At 41.3% G+C, this 16382-nt stretch carries 13 protein-coding genes; all 13 read left to right on the top strand.

All coding sequences use genetic code 11. The features are described 5' to 3' along the window. Positions 1 to 3 precede the first annotated feature (3 nt). The 13 genes from mraY to recN all read left to right on the top strand — a co-directional run bounded on the left by mraY (position 4) and on the right by recN (position 16255). Positions 4 to 1074, top strand: a complete 1071-nt coding sequence (mraY, locus tag GQO39_RS02150) for a phospho-N-acetylmuramoyl-pentapeptide-transferase (RefSeq protein ID WP_156850750.1) — start codon at positions 4 to 6, stop codon at positions 1072 to 1074. Positions 1075 to 1078: 4 nt separating this feature from the next. After that, positions 1079 to 2485: a UDP-N-acetylmuramoyl-L-alanine--D-glutamate ligase gene (gene murD / locus GQO39_RS02155; protein WP_156850751.1), complete on the top strand. Its 1407-nt coding sequence runs from the start codon at positions 1079 to 1081 to the stop codon at positions 2483 to 2485. A 124-nt stretch (positions 2486 to 2609) separates the two neighbouring features. After that, on the top strand, positions 2610 to 3767 hold the full coding sequence (locus tag GQO39_RS02160) for an FtsW/RodA/SpoVE family cell cycle protein (RefSeq protein WP_156850752.1): 1158 nt from the start codon (positions 2610 to 2612) through the stop codon (positions 3765 to 3767). Then, on the top strand, positions 3757 to 4893 hold the full coding sequence (locus GQO39_RS02165) for a UDP-N-acetylglucosamine--N-acetylmuramyl-(pentapeptide) pyrophosphoryl-undecaprenol N-acetylglucosamine transferase (RefSeq protein WP_156850753.1): 1137 nt from the start codon (positions 3757 to 3759) through the stop codon (positions 4891 to 4893). Before GQO39_RS02160 ends, GQO39_RS02165 begins: the two co-directional genes overlap by 11 nt. Beyond that, positions 4877 to 6304, top strand: a complete 1428-nt coding sequence (gene murC, locus GQO39_RS02170; protein WP_156850754.1) for a UDP-N-acetylmuramate--L-alanine ligase — start codon at positions 4877 to 4879, stop codon at positions 6302 to 6304. The genes GQO39_RS02165 and murC overlap by 17 nt, the downstream gene beginning before the upstream one ends. Beyond that, complete coding sequence (gene murB, locus GQO39_RS02175; RefSeq protein ID WP_156850789.1) at positions 6282 to 7262, top strand: UDP-N-acetylmuramate dehydrogenase; 981 nt, start codon at positions 6282 to 6284, stop codon at positions 7260 to 7262. Before murC ends, murB begins: the two co-directional genes overlap by 23 nt. A gap of 237 nt (positions 7263 to 7499) precedes the next feature. Then, positions 7500 to 8420, top strand: coding sequence for a D-alanine--D-alanine ligase (locus GQO39_RS02180; RefSeq protein ID WP_156850755.1), 921 nt, complete (start codon positions 7500 to 7502; stop codon positions 8418 to 8420). Further along, positions 8408 to 9319 (top strand): cell division protein FtsQ/DivIB, encoded by a 912-nt coding sequence (locus GQO39_RS02185; RefSeq protein WP_156850790.1) that lies wholly within the window; start codon positions 8408 to 8410, stop codon positions 9317 to 9319. The genes GQO39_RS02180 and GQO39_RS02185 overlap by 13 nt, the downstream gene beginning before the upstream one ends. After that, positions 9316 to 10617, top strand: a complete 1302-nt coding sequence (gene ftsA / locus GQO39_RS02190) for a cell division protein FtsA (RefSeq protein WP_007553419.1) — start codon at positions 9316 to 9318, stop codon at positions 10615 to 10617. The genes GQO39_RS02185 and ftsA overlap by 4 nt, the downstream gene beginning before the upstream one ends. Before the next feature lie 68 nt (positions 10618 to 10685). Beyond that, positions 10686 to 12443, top strand: a complete 1758-nt coding sequence (gene ftsZ, locus GQO39_RS02195) for a cell division protein FtsZ (protein WP_156850756.1) — start codon at positions 10686 to 10688, stop codon at positions 12441 to 12443. Between the two features lie 207 nt (positions 12444 to 12650). Beyond that, positions 12651 to 13523: a UDP-3-O-acyl-N-acetylglucosamine deacetylase gene (lpxC, locus tag GQO39_RS02200; RefSeq protein WP_156850757.1), complete on the top strand. Its 873-nt coding sequence runs from the start codon at positions 12651 to 12653 to the stop codon at positions 13521 to 13523. A 170-nt stretch (positions 13524 to 13693) separates the two neighbouring features. Continuing rightward, positions 13694 to 14587: an outer membrane protein assembly factor BamD gene (locus tag GQO39_RS02205; protein ID WP_156850758.1), complete on the top strand. Its 894-nt coding sequence runs from the start codon at positions 13694 to 13696 to the stop codon at positions 14585 to 14587. A 6-nt stretch (positions 14588 to 14593) separates the two neighbouring features. Next, positions 14594 to 16255 carry a DNA repair protein RecN gene (gene recN, locus GQO39_RS02210; RefSeq protein WP_156850759.1) on the top strand — a complete coding sequence of 554 codons (1662 nt, stop codon included), beginning with the start codon at positions 14594 to 14596 and terminating at the stop codon, positions 16253 to 16255. The last annotated feature ends 127 nt before the right edge of the window (positions 16256 to 16382 follow it).

The raw sequence follows: 16382 nt of genomic DNA on the forward strand, positions 1-16382 counted from the left end.
ACTATGATGCTGTTTTTCTCTTCATTTAGTGATTGGCTTCCAGGAGTCAATGTTTTTCGTTATATTACTTTTCGTACTATAGCATCTATGCTCACATCTGGGCTCATTGTATTTTTGTTTGGTCCTAGCATCATTGCTTCTCTTAAATTGCGGCAGGGGAAAGGCCAGCCAATTCGTGCTGATGGTCCTCAAACACATTTTAAAAAAGCTGGAACACCTACTATGGGTGGATTGATGATTTTAACTGGTACTATGGTATCGGCGTTTTTGTGGTGTAATTTATCGAATATTTATTTTTGGATATCGTTATTTGTTATGCTTTCTTTCGGGGCAATTGGTTTTTATGATGATTATTTGAAGGTCACAAAACAAACACATAAAGGATTTTCTGGTAAAGCACGGTTGAGTTTGGAATTTTTGATTGCAATTATTGCTGTTTTTATGATCTTACAAGTTAATTCGCCTGGATTGGCTTTACCCTTTGTAAAAGACTATTTTATCAATTTGAGTTGGTTTTTTCTTCCTTTTTCTGCTTTTGTGATTGTAGGGACTGGTAATGCGGTTAATTTGACTGATGGGCTTGATGGACTAGCTATTGTTCCTGTGATGATTGCAGCCCTTTCTTTTGCTTTGATTGCTTACCTTTCTGGTAATATAAATTTTGCTGATTATTTACAAATCCATTATGTGGCGGGGACGGGAGAGTTGGCGGTTTTATTGGGAGCTGTTGTTGGTGCTGGTCTTGGTTTTTTATGGTTCAATGCGCCTCCGGCGGCTATTTTTATGGGGGATACAGGTTCGTTGGCTCTTGGAGGCCTCCTAGGTACTGTTTCTGTGGCAACAAAACATGAAATTGTTTTGGTTCTTATTGGTGGACTTTTTGTTTTGGAAGGGTTTTCGGTTGTTATTCAGGTTGGTTATTTCAAATTGACAAAAAAGCGTGTGTTTCTTATGGCCCCTATACACCATCATTTTGAGAAAAAAGGATGGACTGAAAGTCAAGTGGTAATACGTTTTTGGATTATTTCGATCGTTCTTGCCTTAATTGGTCTTTCAACACTTAAATTGCGGTGAAAGAGTGATTCCTGTTACGTGTTATGAAGGTCAAAAAGTTGCTCTGTTTGGATTAGGGCGATCAGGATTAGTTACTGCGCAAGCATTGATCAGTGGTGGTGCAGATGTAGTTGCGTGGGATGATAATTCTTCGAGTGTACAAGCGGCTTGTCGGCTAAATATTCCAACAAGAGATCTTCGTTATGAGGATTGGTCTGAGTTTGTTGCATTGATTTTAGCCCCTGGCGTTCCTTTAACTTATCCTCATCCGCATTGGGTTGTTGAGAAAGCACGTCAAAAAGATATAGAAATTATCGGTGATATTGAGTTATTTGTTCGTGCGCGCAACCGTTTTTTGCAATATCATGGTTTTTGCGATCAGGATGTTCCGTTCATCGCTATTACGGGAACCAATGGAAAATCGACAACAACAGCTTTGCTTTCTCATCTTTTGGAACAGATGGGCTATGATGTACAAATGGGGGGGAATATTGGTACTGCGATATTGACGCTTAAGCCATTTGTAAAAAAACGTATTTATGTGATTGAATGCTCATCGTTTCAGATCGACCTCACGCCCTCTCTTCAGCCAACCATTGGACTTTTATTGAATTTGACGCCTGATCATATTGATCGCCATGGTAGCTTTTTTCATTATGTACGGAGCAAAAGGCATTTAGTTGCTAAGGCTTTTCGTGCTTTTATTTCAGTTGATGATGCCGCTTGTCGAGATTTGTATCAACAATTGGTTTATGAGGGACGTCCAGTTGAAGCAATTTCTAAAGAACACTTTGTGAAAAATGGTTTTTATGCGGATGGGACTAAGCTTTTTTCTGTTTGCTATGGGCAACGTCAGATGCTTGCAGATCTTGCTCATATGCCTTCATTGCGCGGGAGTCACAATGCGCAAAATGCTCTTATGGCTTTGGCAACATTGCAGGCTTTAAAAATGACTGATCTACATATGAACAAGCATTTAGCAAGTTATAAAGGGTTAGCGCATCGTATGCAGCTGGTGCGTAAAATGGGGGCGGTTTTGTTTATTAATGATAGTAAGGCTACAAATGCAGATGCATCAGCTCCTGCGCTTTCTGCTTTTAATGATATTTTTTGGATTGTTGGAGGGCAGGCGAAGGAAGGTGGAATTAATTCTCTTAGAAGTTTTTTTCATAAAATTCACAAAGCTTATTTGATTGGGACTGCGGCGGAAGAATTTGCTGGTGTTATTGAATCTGCTTTTCCTTTTTCGATGAGCTTGACTTTAGAAAATGCAGTGCATGAAGCTGCTGCTGATGCAATGCGTTGCAAAGCGAAAGAGATTGTGGTTCTTTTTTCACCCGCTTGCGCAAGTTATGATCAATTTGAAAATTATGAAATGCGTGGAGAAGCATTTATTTCTTTTGTTATGCAGTTAAAAGAATCAGGAACTTAAAAAAATACTTTTGCGTTAATATTCCAGAATCTTTTTTTGTGTAATTCTATTTTTGAAGTGTTTGCTAAAAAGGGAGGAACTGTATCACTTTGAGTGGAATTATGAAAAGGGTAAAGTGGATATAATGGTTGCTCGTGCAGATAGAGACCCAATCGCGAATTGGTGGTGGACGATTGATCGCTCTATTTTTGCGGCTTGTTTGATTTTAATGGGGATTGGCATTATGCTGTCTTTTGCTGCGAGCCCCACTATTGCAAAAAAAATCGGAATTGCTGATAGTTTTTATTTTGTTCGGTGGCATATTATCTTTAGCATTCCGGCGTTTTTTACGATGGTTACTATTTCTTTTTTCTCGCTTCGTAATATTCGCCGTTTATGTGCACTTTTGTTAATTGTGACGCTTGTTCTTATGGTTGTAACTTTGTTCTTTGGACCAGAGTTGAAGGGAGCACGACGGTGGATTCCTGTATTTGGTCTTTCTATACAAGCTTCAGAGTTTATGAAACCAGCGTTTGTGGTGATGTCTGCTTGGCTTTTTTCAGAACATATACGAAGTAGAGGTATTTGGGGCTACACGCTTGCTACTGCGCTTTATGCTTTTTGTTGTATGCTTCTTGTTTTACAGCCTGATATTGGTCAAACACTTTTAATAAGTGCAACATGGGGTGGTTTATTTTTTGTTGCTGGTGTGTCCCTTACTATTATTTTTTTCTTTATCATTTTAGGTATTGTAGGAATTTTTTTAGCGTATCTTTTTCTTCATCATGTTCGTGAACGGATCAATGGTTTTTTGACAGGTGAAGGCGATACCTTTCAAGTGGATGTAGGACGTGAGGCTATTTTGAATGGTGGTTGGTTTGGGCAAGGACCGGGAGAAGGCACTGTGAAACGTATCATCCCTGATAGCCATACAGATTTTGTGTTTTCTGTTGCTGCTGAAGAATATGGTATTATCCTCTGTCTTTTAATTATGATGCTTTTTGGCTTTATCGTTATGCGCTCATTATATATAGCATTGAATACGCGTGATTCATTTATACGTCTCGGTATTACTGGCATGGCAATGATGATTGGCTTTCAATCAGGGATTAATATGGCAGTTAATCTTCATTTAATCCCTCCAAAAGGTATGACATTGCCGTTTATTTCTTATGGTGGTTCGTCTATGGTGGCAATTGCATTTTCAATGGGCATTCTGCTTAGTTTAACACGCCGTTGGCCAGAAGCGCGCCTTTCAGCTTTTCCCCCTTTTTCTGTTTTGGATACCACTTATGACTCGTAGAAAAGTTATTGTTTTGGTAGCTGGTGGTACAGGTGGACATCTTTTTCCTGCAGAAGCACTCGCTGTTGAATTAAGGCGGCGTGGATATGATGTTCATTTGGCAACAGATGGAAGAGCCAAACGTTTTGTATGCTGCTTTGATGAAGAGCATACACATGTACTTTCATCGGCAACATTTACAGGATGTCATCCTTTTGCACTTATAAAAACATTTTGGGCTTTGTTAAAAGGAATGGGGCAATCGTTGGTGCTTTTTTATAAATTGCGTCCTGTTCTTGTTGGTGGGTTTGGGGGATATCCTACCTTTCCTCCTCTTATTGTCGCGGCTTTAACGCGGCGTGTAACATTTATTCATGAGCAAAATGCTATTATGGGGCGTGCCAATCGAATGTTGGCAGCTTTTGTGCATGCAATAGCAGGTGGCTTATTGTCGCAAAATAATACTTATGCTCATAAAATACTTTTGACTGGGAATCCTGTGCGTGAGGCTGTTCTTAAAGCAGCAGAAATCCCTTATCATTCTTCGGCGGGTGAAAAGCCATTTCATTTCTTGGTTTTTGGTGGGAGCCAAGGAGCTTCTTCTTTTTCACGAATTGTTCCGGCAGCGATTGCTTTGCTGGATGATAAGAATCGTAAACGCTTGCGGGTTGTGCAGCAAGTTCGAGGTGAAGCTGGAGAATTGATAAAAACTTATCATATGATGGGTGTGCAATCAGAAGTTGCTTCTTTTTTTGATGATATGGCAGAACGTATGGCGCGATCTCATTTTATTTTATCGCGTGCTGGTGCTTCATCCGTTTGTGAAATAGCGGTGATTGGTCGACCTGCTTTGTTGGTTCCATATCCTTATGCTATTGATCATGATCAGTCTGCGAATGCCGCACTTCTTTCTAGTGTAGGGGGAGCTAAAATTGTATCAGAAAAAGATTTGAACGCACAAAGACTCGCTTCTCTTTTAACAGAGGCTTGTTGTTCACCGCACTTATTGAAAAAACAAGCGCTTGCTGCAAAAAAAGTTGGACAGCCTCATGCAACCAGTCGCCTTGCTGATATGGCTGAAGCGTTGATTGTGGGGCGATCATTATCAGATATAAAAGAGGAGTTTTTTGATGAAGATGCCGCTTAATATAGGCGTTATCCATTTTGTTGGAATCGGTGGAATCGGCATGAGTGGAATTGCGGAGGTTTTTCATGATCTTGGCTATAAAGTTCAAGGATCAGATCAAGTTGAGAGTGCAAATGTTGAACGTTTACGGGGAAAGGGAATTAACGTTTATATAGGTCATCACTCTGAAAATTTAGGAGATGCAGAGGTTGTTGTTTTTTCTACTGCTATAAAAAAAACAAATCCTGAGTATATTGCAGCAAAAGAAAAGCATTTGCCGCTTGTGAGACGAGCGGAAATGCTAGCGGAGCTTATGCGATTTCGTCGAGCAATAGCTGTCGGTGGTACGCACGGTAAAACAACGACTACATCAATGGTAGCAGCACTTCTGGACGCTGGTCATTTTGATCCGGTGGTGATTAATGGCGGTATTATTAATGCTTATGAAACGAATGCGCGTATGGGTGAAGGTGATTGGATGGTGGTTGAAGCTGATGAAAGTGATGGCACCTTTTTAAGGTTGCCTGCTGATATTGCTGTTGTTACCAATATTGATGCTGAGCATTTGGATCATTATGGGAATTTTGCTGCTGTGCGACAAGCTTTTCGGCAATTTGTAGAGAATGTACCTTTTTATGGTTTTGCTGTTTTATGTCTTGATCATACAGAGGTTCAGTCATTGGCTAGTCGTATTGATGATCGTTGGGTAATCACTTATGGTGCAAATCCACAAGCGGATGTTCGTTTTTTTAATCTTTCGATGGATGGTCAAAAAACGCATTTTGATGTTTTTATTCGTTCACGCAAGACAGGGAAAGAGACTGAGTTGAAAAATTTGATCTTGCCAATGTCTGGACGGCACAATGTTTCTAATGCAACTGCGGCGATTGCCATTGCTCATGAACTTGGCATTTCAAATGAATCTATAAAAAAGGGCTTAGCAAAATTTAGTGGAGTAAAACGGCGTTTTACGCAAACAGGAAGTTGGCGTGGCGTTGAAATATTTGATGATTATGGGCATCATCCTGTTGAAATAAAAGCTGTTTTATGTGCAGCGCGTGAGAGCGCAAAAGGGCGTGTGATTGCAATTGCTCAACCACATCGTTATTCGCGTTTGTATCATTTGTTTGATGATTTTGCTTCTTGTTTTAATGATGCCGATACAGTGTTAATTGCACCCGTTTATGCGGCTGGTGAAGAGCCAGTTGCTGGTTTTGGTGCTAGAGAATTGGTGGAACATATTCAAATGGCTGGTCATCGTGATGTGCGTTTGATCCATTGTTTGGAAGATGTTGTTTCGATTGTCTCTACTTCTGTTAAATCAGGCGATTATGTTGTTTTTCTTGGTGCTGGCAATATTACACAGTGGGCTTGTGCGTTGCCTCATCAGCTGGCGGTATTGGATGGCAATGATAAATTTTCAGCTCATTGATGGTGAGGCGCTGTTAGCGCGGTTACAAACGAGGTTAAGTGGAATAAAAGGCAAACTTACGCCTCATGTTGATATGCGTAAAGTGACGTGGTTTCGCACCGGTGGACTAGCAGAGCTTTTTTATCAGCCTGCTGATGAAGCGGATTTAGCCTTGTTTCTTCAGAACCTTCCCGAATCCATTCCTGTAACAGTTGTGGGGATTGGCTCTAATCTTTTGGTGCGCGATGGAGGGATTCTTGGTGTTGTTATTCGTCTTTCAGCCAAAGGATTTGGGCAAGTGCGGCAAGTTTCTCCAAAGCGTTTTTTGGTTGGGGCTGCTACGGCAGGTAAACACTTAGCAGCGGCAGCTTTAGAGGCTGAGATTGCAGGTTTTCATTTTTATCACGGTATTCCTGGTGGTCTTGGAGGAGCACTCAAAATGAATGCAGGAGCTAATGGTATTGAGACAGCTGCACGTGTTGTTGAGGTTTATGCCCTTGATCGTAGAGGACAACATCATATCTTGAGTCTAAAAGATATGCACTATTCCTATCGTCATTGTGATATTCCTAAAGATTTTATTTTTACTGCTGCTTTATTGGAAGGGCATCTAGGAAATAAAGACAACATTCGTGCGGCTATGGATGAAGTTGCCCTTCATCGGGAAACAGTACAGCCTATTCGCGAGAAAACAGGTGGATCAACTTTTAAAAATCCTGAAAATACATCTGCATGGCGTGTTATTGATGAAGCAGGATGCCGCGGTTTGCGGATTGGTGGAGCCCAAATGAGTGAAATGCACTGTAATTTTATGATCAATACAGGGCAAGCAACAGGCTATGATCTTGAGATGTTAGGAGAAACAGTACGTGCTCGTGTTTTTGCTCACTCAGCCCAGCTCTTACAGTGGGAAATACAACGTATTGGTCAATTTGAACAAGGCCGTAATGTTTCCTCTTTTGATCATTTAATTCATTGATTCAATATAACAAAAAAATTGTAATAAAAAATTGAGTCATTTCAAAGAGATAATGAAAAAAATCTATTAAGAATCAATAAATTAACAAAGAAACTCTTGCGTCATACGCTTGAGTCTGATTCATTATGCAAAATGCTAGGTTATTGATTCGCAAGGATAAATCTTGGCATTTCCCGTATATGGTGTTGGTGGTTTCTATGTGATCTATATATAGTACACAAATGAGGGTAAATTATTATGAAAGATGAGCATATAGCTGTATTAATGGGAGGGTTTTCTTCTGAACGGTCTGTAAGTTTGTCTTCAGGTACTGCTTGTGCTGATGTTCTTGAAGAGCAGGGGTATCGCGTGAGTCGCATAGATGTTGATGGTCATGTTGCTACTATTCTTGAACAATTGCAGCCTGATATCGCTTTTAATGCGTTACATGGGCCATTTGGTGAAGATGGTCGTATTCAGGGTATTCTTGAATATTTGAAAATTCCCTATACCCATTCTGGAGTAATGGCGTCAGCGTTGGCAATGGATAAAGGGCGTGCAAAGATTATTGTTGCGAGCGTTGGAGTTTCTGTTGCTCCTTCTTGTGTGATGAGCCGCTTTGATGTGGGGCGAGCGCATCCTCTAGAGCCTCCTTATGTGATTAAGCCTGTATGCGAAGGGTCGAGTTTTGGTGTCGTTATTGTACAAGAAAATGAATCCGTCCCACCGCATAATATTTTGGAGGCTGAGTGGGTTTATGCAGATGAAGTGATTGTTGAAAAATATATTCCTGGTCGCGAACTTACTTGTGCTGTTTTGGGAAATGAGGTGTTGGATGTTTGTGAAATTCTTCCTGATCAGCACTTTCAATTCTATAATTATGACTCGAAATATAAAATTGGTGGTTCTCTTCACATTTGTCCTGCACAACTTTCATCAAATATTTACCAAAATGTGCAAAGAATGTCTCTAGCGGCACATCAGGCGATAGGTTGTCGAGGTGTTAGTCGTTCTGATTTTCGTTTTGATGAGGCAACGGGAGAATTGGTTTGGCTTGAAATTAATACGCAGCCCGGTATGACACCCACATCTCTTGTTCCTGATATTGCAAAAGTGAGTGGTCGTACTTATGGTGATATTGTTCAGTGGATGGTGGAGGACGCGTCGTGTATGCGTTGAATGTTAATAAAACAGATGTTCTGATGGAGGTGCCGTTAGTGTCAGCTTTGCCACGGCTTTATCGTCGCTTTCTTCGGTTTATGTTTGAGTTTGTTTTTATCAGACTTCATATTCCGCGTCATTTTGGTTCTTTTGCTGTTTTATTATTTTTCTTTGTTACGGTACTTTATGGTCTTTCATCAAGTGGTCACATGGGAATGATTATAAAGACAGTCGTATCGGATATTGGCTTTGTGGTCACCGATGTCGATATAAGTGGTAATAAGCGCTTAGTAAAACAGGAAGTTTTGAAAATTTTAGGGCTTGATATTGCTCCATCTATATTCACTTTTGATGTTGATAAGGCACGTTCTCTTTTGGAACAGCAGGCTTGGGTTAGGTCGGTTAATATCCAGAAGATTTATCCCAACAGAGTGCTTATTTCGCTCGAGGAGCGTGAGCCGTATGCAATTTGGCAGCATGATGGCATAATGGATATTATTGATCATACAGGTCACATCATTGTGCCCTTTAAAGGAAACGCCGTTTTGGGTTTGCCTCTTGTAGTTGGTCAAGGTGCGCAGAACGCTGCCAAAATGTTTATTCAAACGCTTTCGGGATATCCGCAATTTTTCAGTCGTGTTCGCGCTTTTGTGCGTGTAGGTGATCGGCGTTGGGATCTTGTTTTGGATAACGGGGTGCGTGTTATGTTGCCTGAACAGGATGCATTTGAAAGACTTTCTTTTCTTATTAAGACAGGTGCAGTTCAAGATTTTTTTACTCGCGATATTCTAAGTGTTGATTTACGTCTTGCTGATCGCATTACAGTTTCTTTGTCTGATGAGGCGTTGGAACGTCGTGGTGCTGCTGTGGCAGAAGAAGAACGCGTTTTAAAAGCGCGAAAGGCAGGAAGCCTATGATGTCGCTTAGATCAAATAATGTAGGGGGGCGTAAAACACGTTTTTTAACGGTTCTTGATGTTGGCTCTAGTAAGATTGTTTGTCTCATTGCTTGTTTGCGTCCTTTGAAGCATACGCATTATTTACATGGTCGTACGCATTCTATGGAAATCTTAGGCTTTGGAGTGCAGCGCTCACGCGGTATAAAATCCGGTGTTGTGATGGATATGTTTGCAGCAGAGCAATCAATACGGTTGGCTGTTGATGCGGCAGAAAAAATGGCTGGCTTGGTGGTGGATTCTGTAATTGTGAATTTTTCTTCAAGCCGATTACAAAGTGCTGTTATCAATGGAATGGTATGTTTGAACGGCCGTGAAGTAACTAGGCGTGATATGCGAGTAGCATTTTCAGATGTTTCGCGCAAAGCTTTTGATGCAGAGCGTCATGTTATGCATTCTGTTCCTGTCTCTTATGTGTTGGATGGAGATAAAGGAATTTCTGATCCTGTTGGAATGGCAGGAGAATTGTTTGGTGTGGATGTGCATGTGGTAACAGCGGAAACAGCGTCTTTGCGTAATTTAGAAACTTGTATTAATCGTGCACATTTGAGTGTTGAAGCAATGGTTGCAACCCCCTTTGCAAGTGGTCTTGCTGTTTTGATGAATGAGGAGGCGCATTTAGGGGCAGCGTGTATTGATTTTGGTGGTGGAACAACAACATTTTCAGTGTTTTTTGAAGGAAAGTTTGTTCATGCGGCGGCACTTGCTGTTGGTGGACATCATGTAACTCTTGATGTTGCACGTGGATTCTCTATGTCACTTACAGAGGCAGAACGTTTAAAGGTTGTCTATGGTTCAGCATTTCTAACAAGCGCTGATGAGAAGCATATGATTAATGTGACGGAGATTGGGAATGAGCATCGTGAAATTCAATATCCTCGTGCTGTTCTTGGTCGGATCATTCGTGCACGGGTTGAAGAAATTTTAGAGATGGTACGTGATTGTTTAAATCGTTCTGGTTTTGGTCACATTATTGGTAAGCGTGTTATTTTAACTGGGGGGGCAAGTCAGTTAACAGGATTGCCGGAGATGGCACGTACCATATTAGGAAGAAATGTTCGTATAGGGCGGCCTTTGGGTATTTCGAGGCTTCCTTCTCTTGCAAAAGGGGCGGCGTTTACATCTGCGGTTGGGTTGTTGATTTATCCGCAATTGGTGGGTTTTGAAGAAAAAACAATGCAGACTGCGGTGAATCATTTATCGACAGGCGCGCGTGGGTATTTTCAGCGTGTTGGTCAGTGGTTGCGTGAGAGTTTTTAAGTAAGTCTGTAAAGGGAAGTTAAATTTCATCGCTTTGGCTTGCGGTGTCTTATGAGAAGGAAAAGGAAATGACGATTAATCTGCATCGGCCAGATATCGCGGAATTGAAGCCACGTATTACCGTTTTTGGTGTTGGCGGTGGTGGTGGAAATGCCGTGAATAATATGATTAATGCTGGTCTTCAGGGAGTTGATTTTGTTGTTGCAAATACAGATGCACAGGCTTTGGCTATGTCAAAGGCTGAACGTGTCATCCAGCTTGGTGCAGCAGTTACAGAAGGTTTAGGTGCTGGCGCTTTGCCAGAAGTTGGACAAGCGGCGGCTGATGAATGTATTGATGAAATTATCGACCATTTGGCAGATTCTCATATGGTTTTCATTACTGCCGGTATGGGTGGAGGTACTGGAACGGGAGCGGCACCTGTTGTGGCTCGCGCAGCACGTGAAAAAGGTATTTTGACTGTTGGTGTTGTGACTAAGCCATTTCAGTTTGAAGGTGCGCGTCGTATGAAAACGGCAGAGGCTGGTATTGAAGAATTACAGAAGTCTGTTGATACGTTGATTGTTATTCCAAACCAGAATCTTTTCCGTATTGCTGATGAAAAGACAACATTTGCTGATGCTTTTGCTATGGCTGATCAAGTGCTTTATTCCGGTGTTGCTTCTATTACAGATCTTATGATTAAAGAGGGGCTCATTAATCTTGATTTTGCTGATGTGCGTTCTGTTATGCACGAAATGGGTCGAGCGATGATGGGAACTGGAGAAGCATCTGGTGAGGGGCGCGCTTTGAATGCTGCTGAAGCTGCTATTGCGAATCCACTGTTGGATGATACTTCTATGCGTGGTGCTCGTGGCTTACTTATTTCCATTACTGGTGGTCGTGATATGACTCTCTTTGAAGTTGATGAGGCTGCCAATCGTATTCGTGAAGAAGTGGATTCGGATGCGAATGTTATCTTTGGAGCCATTGATGATGAGTCACTGGAAGGTGTTATTCGTGTATCTGTGGTTGCAACTGGTATTGATCGTGAAGTAAGTGATGTGATTCAGCCCTCTCATCCTCAAATTCAAAGACCAGCTGCTCCAATTCGTAAGAGTGATCTTGGAATGTCGCAGGCTTCTTTTCATGTTCAGTCTCCTCCCTTGCGTTCTGAGTCAATGGTAGAAGTGATAGAAGCACTTGAAATAGAAAAGGGCAAATCGTCTGGAGAACAGTTTCGCCCCAAAAGCCAAATTTTTGCCCAGCCTGCAGATACCATTGTTACACGAGGTGCGAATACTGTTCCTTATGGAACTGGTGCTGTGCATGGGCAGATGTCAAATGCATCACGTATGCAAGTTAACCGAGGTTTGCAGCAGTCTATGGTTGCACCAGTGAGTATGGAGGCGACGGCGCATGTTCTTGATGAGATGGCAGGGGGTGTGAAGCAAAAAGAAAAGCAAGTACAACAGATGCAAGCGCGTTCGCCTATGCGTATGCCTGAGTTAAAGGATTTTCCTCCTGTTGCTCATGGTCAACGTGAGAGATCGTCTGTAGCCGACCAAGGTCCTCGCAATCTTTGGCAGCGTTTGAAACAGAGTTTGACACATCGTGAAGAGGTTGAACCAGAAGCTCGGCTTGAGCCCGCTGTGAAACCTTCTCAGCAGCAAGAAGCGCATGTTTATAATAATAAAAGTCCTCAGGTGCTTTCTCAAGATGCTTCTGTTTATGTTCCACGTCGTTCTGGTGAATTGCACCCCCATGTACCGCAAGATCAGCGTAATTTTATGAGTGAAGAAGATCAGTTGGAAATACCAGCGTTTTTGCGTCGCCAAGCAAATTAATTCCAAAGAAGTAAGAAAAAGGAGAAAATTGACTTTTTTATGATGAGTAAAAGCCTTGTGTAGTAAAATATATTGCACTTTGGGAAAAAATACTCTGTTTTTTATAAACCCGCTTATAATAAGCGGGTTTATTATTTGCTATGCATATTATTTTTATGGTTTTATAAATATTTTAAAAGGCGCAAAATAATACAATGAAGTGATGTAATGAAGCTGATGCAAAAATATCAGTCTACTCTTAAAAACGCCGTGACATTTAAGGGCTATGGTGTTCATAGTGGTTGTTTGTCTGTGATGAAGGTTTGTCCAGCTGACGTTGGGTGTGGCATCGTTTTTAAGCGCTGTGAATTAGGTGGAACAGAGCAAATATTTCAAGCACATGTATTGCAAACGGGAGCGACTGAATTATCAACGGTGCTTGGGCATGGAGAGTACAGAATTGAAACGATTGAACATTTGATGGCTGCAATCGCTGCTTATAATTTAGATAATCTTGTTATTGAAGTATCGAGTCATGAAGTCCCTATTTTGGATGGGTCTGCATGGCAGTATTGTCAGGCTTTTGAAGACGTTGGCATTGTACAGCAGGATGCGCTGCGTTCCTATTTTATTATAAAAAAACCGCTGCGGGTTGAAGGGGCTGGTGGTGTTGCAGAGTTTTTGCCGTTTGATGGGCGTCGTTTTGATGTAACAATTTCTTTTCCTTCTTTTGCTATTGGTAAGCAACACTTCAATTTTGATCTTACCACAAAGGGGTTTAGAGATGATTTATCACGTGCACGCACTTTTGGTTTTGTCAAAGATGTGGAAAAATTATGGGCTTCTGGAAAGGGGATAGGCGCTTCTTTGGAAAATTCTCTTATTATTGGCCTTAATGATAAAATTATGAATTCAGATGGTCCTTATTGGAAGAATGAATGCGTGCGGCATAAAATGCTTGATGCGATTGGTGATACCGCTTTGCTAGGGGCACCTTTTATTGGATTGTTTCGTTCTTATTGTAGTGGGCATAGAATTAATTCGCAGTTGGTGAAAGCTGTTTTGGCAGACAAATCTTCTTACGAAGAAAGTTGTTTATAGGTAGCGTGAAAGAAAAATTGAAAAGATTTTCTTGTTGCTTGTTTGATTTTTAAGGGGATGATTGACCTAAGCCACTAAATTGGTTAGTGGATTTTAAAGTGATGTGGTATAGAATTTTTAATAAATAATTTTTGCTACAAGGTGATGTTTTCTGGAGGTTGGATAAAACTATGATAAAATCTCATGTATGTATTGGAAATATAGCATATAGGAAATCTAACATTGTACGAAAAATATTGGGGCTGGTGCTTTTGGGAAGCTCTTGCATGTTAGCAGGTTGTTTATTTAAAGAGAAAAACACCCTTAATCCATCTGCATATGTTTTAAAAATGGATCCACCAGATGTTTTATATAATCAGGCACTTGCTAGCCTTGATAGTGGGCGGCTTGCGGATGCATCAAAAAAATTTCTTGTGATTGAAAAGCAGTATGCTTATACTGACTGGGGTCGTAAATCCCTAGTGATGGGGGCTTTTACAAATTATCGACTCGGAAAATATGATGATTCAATTAGTATGGCTCAGCGCTATATTACCCTTTATCCAGAAGCAGATGACTCTGCTTATGCTTATTATATTATTGGTCTTTCTTCTTTCCGTCGAATTCCTGATGTTACGCGAGATCAACGTGATACGAAACGGGCTATTGCTGCTATGCAGCTTCTTGTGGAGCGTTATCCTAATTCTGAGTATGTCAAAGATGCTAAAGCTAAAATACGTTTTGGACGGGAGCAGCTGGCTGGTAAAGAGATGCAGATTGGCCGTTACTATGAAGAAGGTCGGCGCTATCTTGCTGCGAGTAGACGATTTCGTACGGTAGTTGAAGAATATTCTGATACAAATCAAATTGAAGAAGCGCTTTTTCGTTTAGCGGAAGTTAATCTTGCTCTCGGTTTAACTGCGGAAGCGCAAACAGCAGCAGCTATTTTAGGACGTAATTATCCAAAAAGTGAGTGGTATAAATTTTCTTATAATTTATTGCAAAAAAATAGCATATCGCCACAGGAGCATAAATCTTCTTGGATCTCACATGCTTTGAGTGGTGATAAGAATAAGGCACGTTGATTTTATATGCTGGTACAGCTTTCGATTCATAATATTGTTTTGATCGAAACGCTCGATATTCATTTTACAGCGGGGTTATCTGTTTTAACTGGTGAAACGGGCGCTGGGAAGTCTATTCTCCTTGATGCTTTGTCACTAGCTCTCGGGGGGCGAGGTGATGCTTCGCTTGTGCGTCATGGTGCTGCTCAAGGGCAGGTGACGGCTATTTTTGATGTACCTGTTTCACATCCTGCGCGTCAACTTATCCGTGAGAATGGTTTTGATGATGAAGGCGATATCATTTTGCGGCGTGTGCAATCAAGCGACGGTCGTAGTCGTGTTTTTATCAATGATCAAGTGGCGAGTGTTGCATTGATGCGTAATGTTGGCCGTCAGTTAGTTGAAATCCATGGACAACATGATGATCGAGCACTTATTGATGTTGCCACACATCGCCAGTTATTAGACGCTTTTGGTGGGCTTGAAAATGAAGTAGAAAATTTGCGTCGCTCCTATCGGATTTGGCGTGATTTTGAGGAGCGTTTGCAACAACAGCGTATGAAAGTAGAAAATGCTGTGCGTGAGGCTGATTATCTTCGTGCGTGTGTGGAAGAGCTTGAAAAGCTTGATTTTCAGGTTGGTGAAGAGGAAGCTCTTTCTCTTCGTCGTGCAGATATGATGAAATTAGAAAAAATAGCAGCGGATATTAAGGAAGCAGATGATCTTTTAGGAGGGACAAAATCGCCAATTCCAGTTCTTTCCAATTTGGTGAGGCGTTTAGAGCGGAAAATTTCTGAGGCGCATGCGCTGATTGCACCTGTGGTGAAATCCATTGATGAGGCATTGCATGCACTTGCAACAGCGCAAGAGGGCATTGAAACAGCAGTGAGGGCATTGGATTTTGAACCTAGTGAATTGGAACGGATAGAAGAGCGCCTTTTTGCTCTTCGGGGATTTGCTCGTAAATATCACGTTTCTGCGGATGAATTGGTTCAGTTGCGTGATAAAATGAATAATGAGCTCGCTGGTTTTGAGGAAGCTCAGATCACATTAGCGCGTTTAGAAGGTGAGACAGGGCAAGCACAGAAAGATTATGATACATTGGCGCAAGCGCTGTCAATAAAGCGTCGAGAAGTAGCAAATCATTTGTCTGAAAGCGTTATGGCTGAGTTACCAGCATTGAAATTGGAAAAAGCAGAATTTATCGTTGAAATGCAGAGTGATGCCGAAAAGCGTACTGCAGAGGGGATAGATCGTATTGAGTATTGGGTTCGAACAAATCCTAGAACACGAGCAGGACCAATGCTTAGTGTGGCTTCTGGCGGTGAATTGTCTCGTTTTTTATTGGCATTAAAAGTTGTTTTGTCTGATCGTTGTTCAGCTCCCACATTGATCTTTGATGAGATTGATACGGGAGTTGGTGGAGCTGTTGCTGCTGCCATTGGGCAACGGTTGCAGCGTTTATCAGAAAGTGTTCAAGTTTTTGCTATTACGCATGCGCCACAGGTAGCATCTAAAGCACATAGTCATTTTCTTATTTCAAAGATAGAAAGTGATGATAAAGGCTGCTTTGTTACAGCTATTCATAAAATGGAGGAGCATGAGCGTGCAGAAGAAATTGCTCGCATGTTGGCGGGAGAACAGATTACGAAAGAGGCGCGTGCAGCTGCTCAAAAGCTTCTTGCGTAGATATAATTGATACGCAATATTTTAATGGCTTATCAATTATATTATTGGTGAGTATGTGTTCATTTGAATTCTATTCGTAATAAGGCGCTAAAATTTTTATGATCATGGCTTATCATTTGGAACAGAT

The sequence above is a fragment of the Bartonella refiksaydamii genome, assembly GCF_902652675.1.
GTDB classification, from domain to species: Bacteria; Pseudomonadota; Alphaproteobacteria; order Rhizobiales; family Rhizobiaceae; genus Bartonella; species Bartonella refiksaydamii.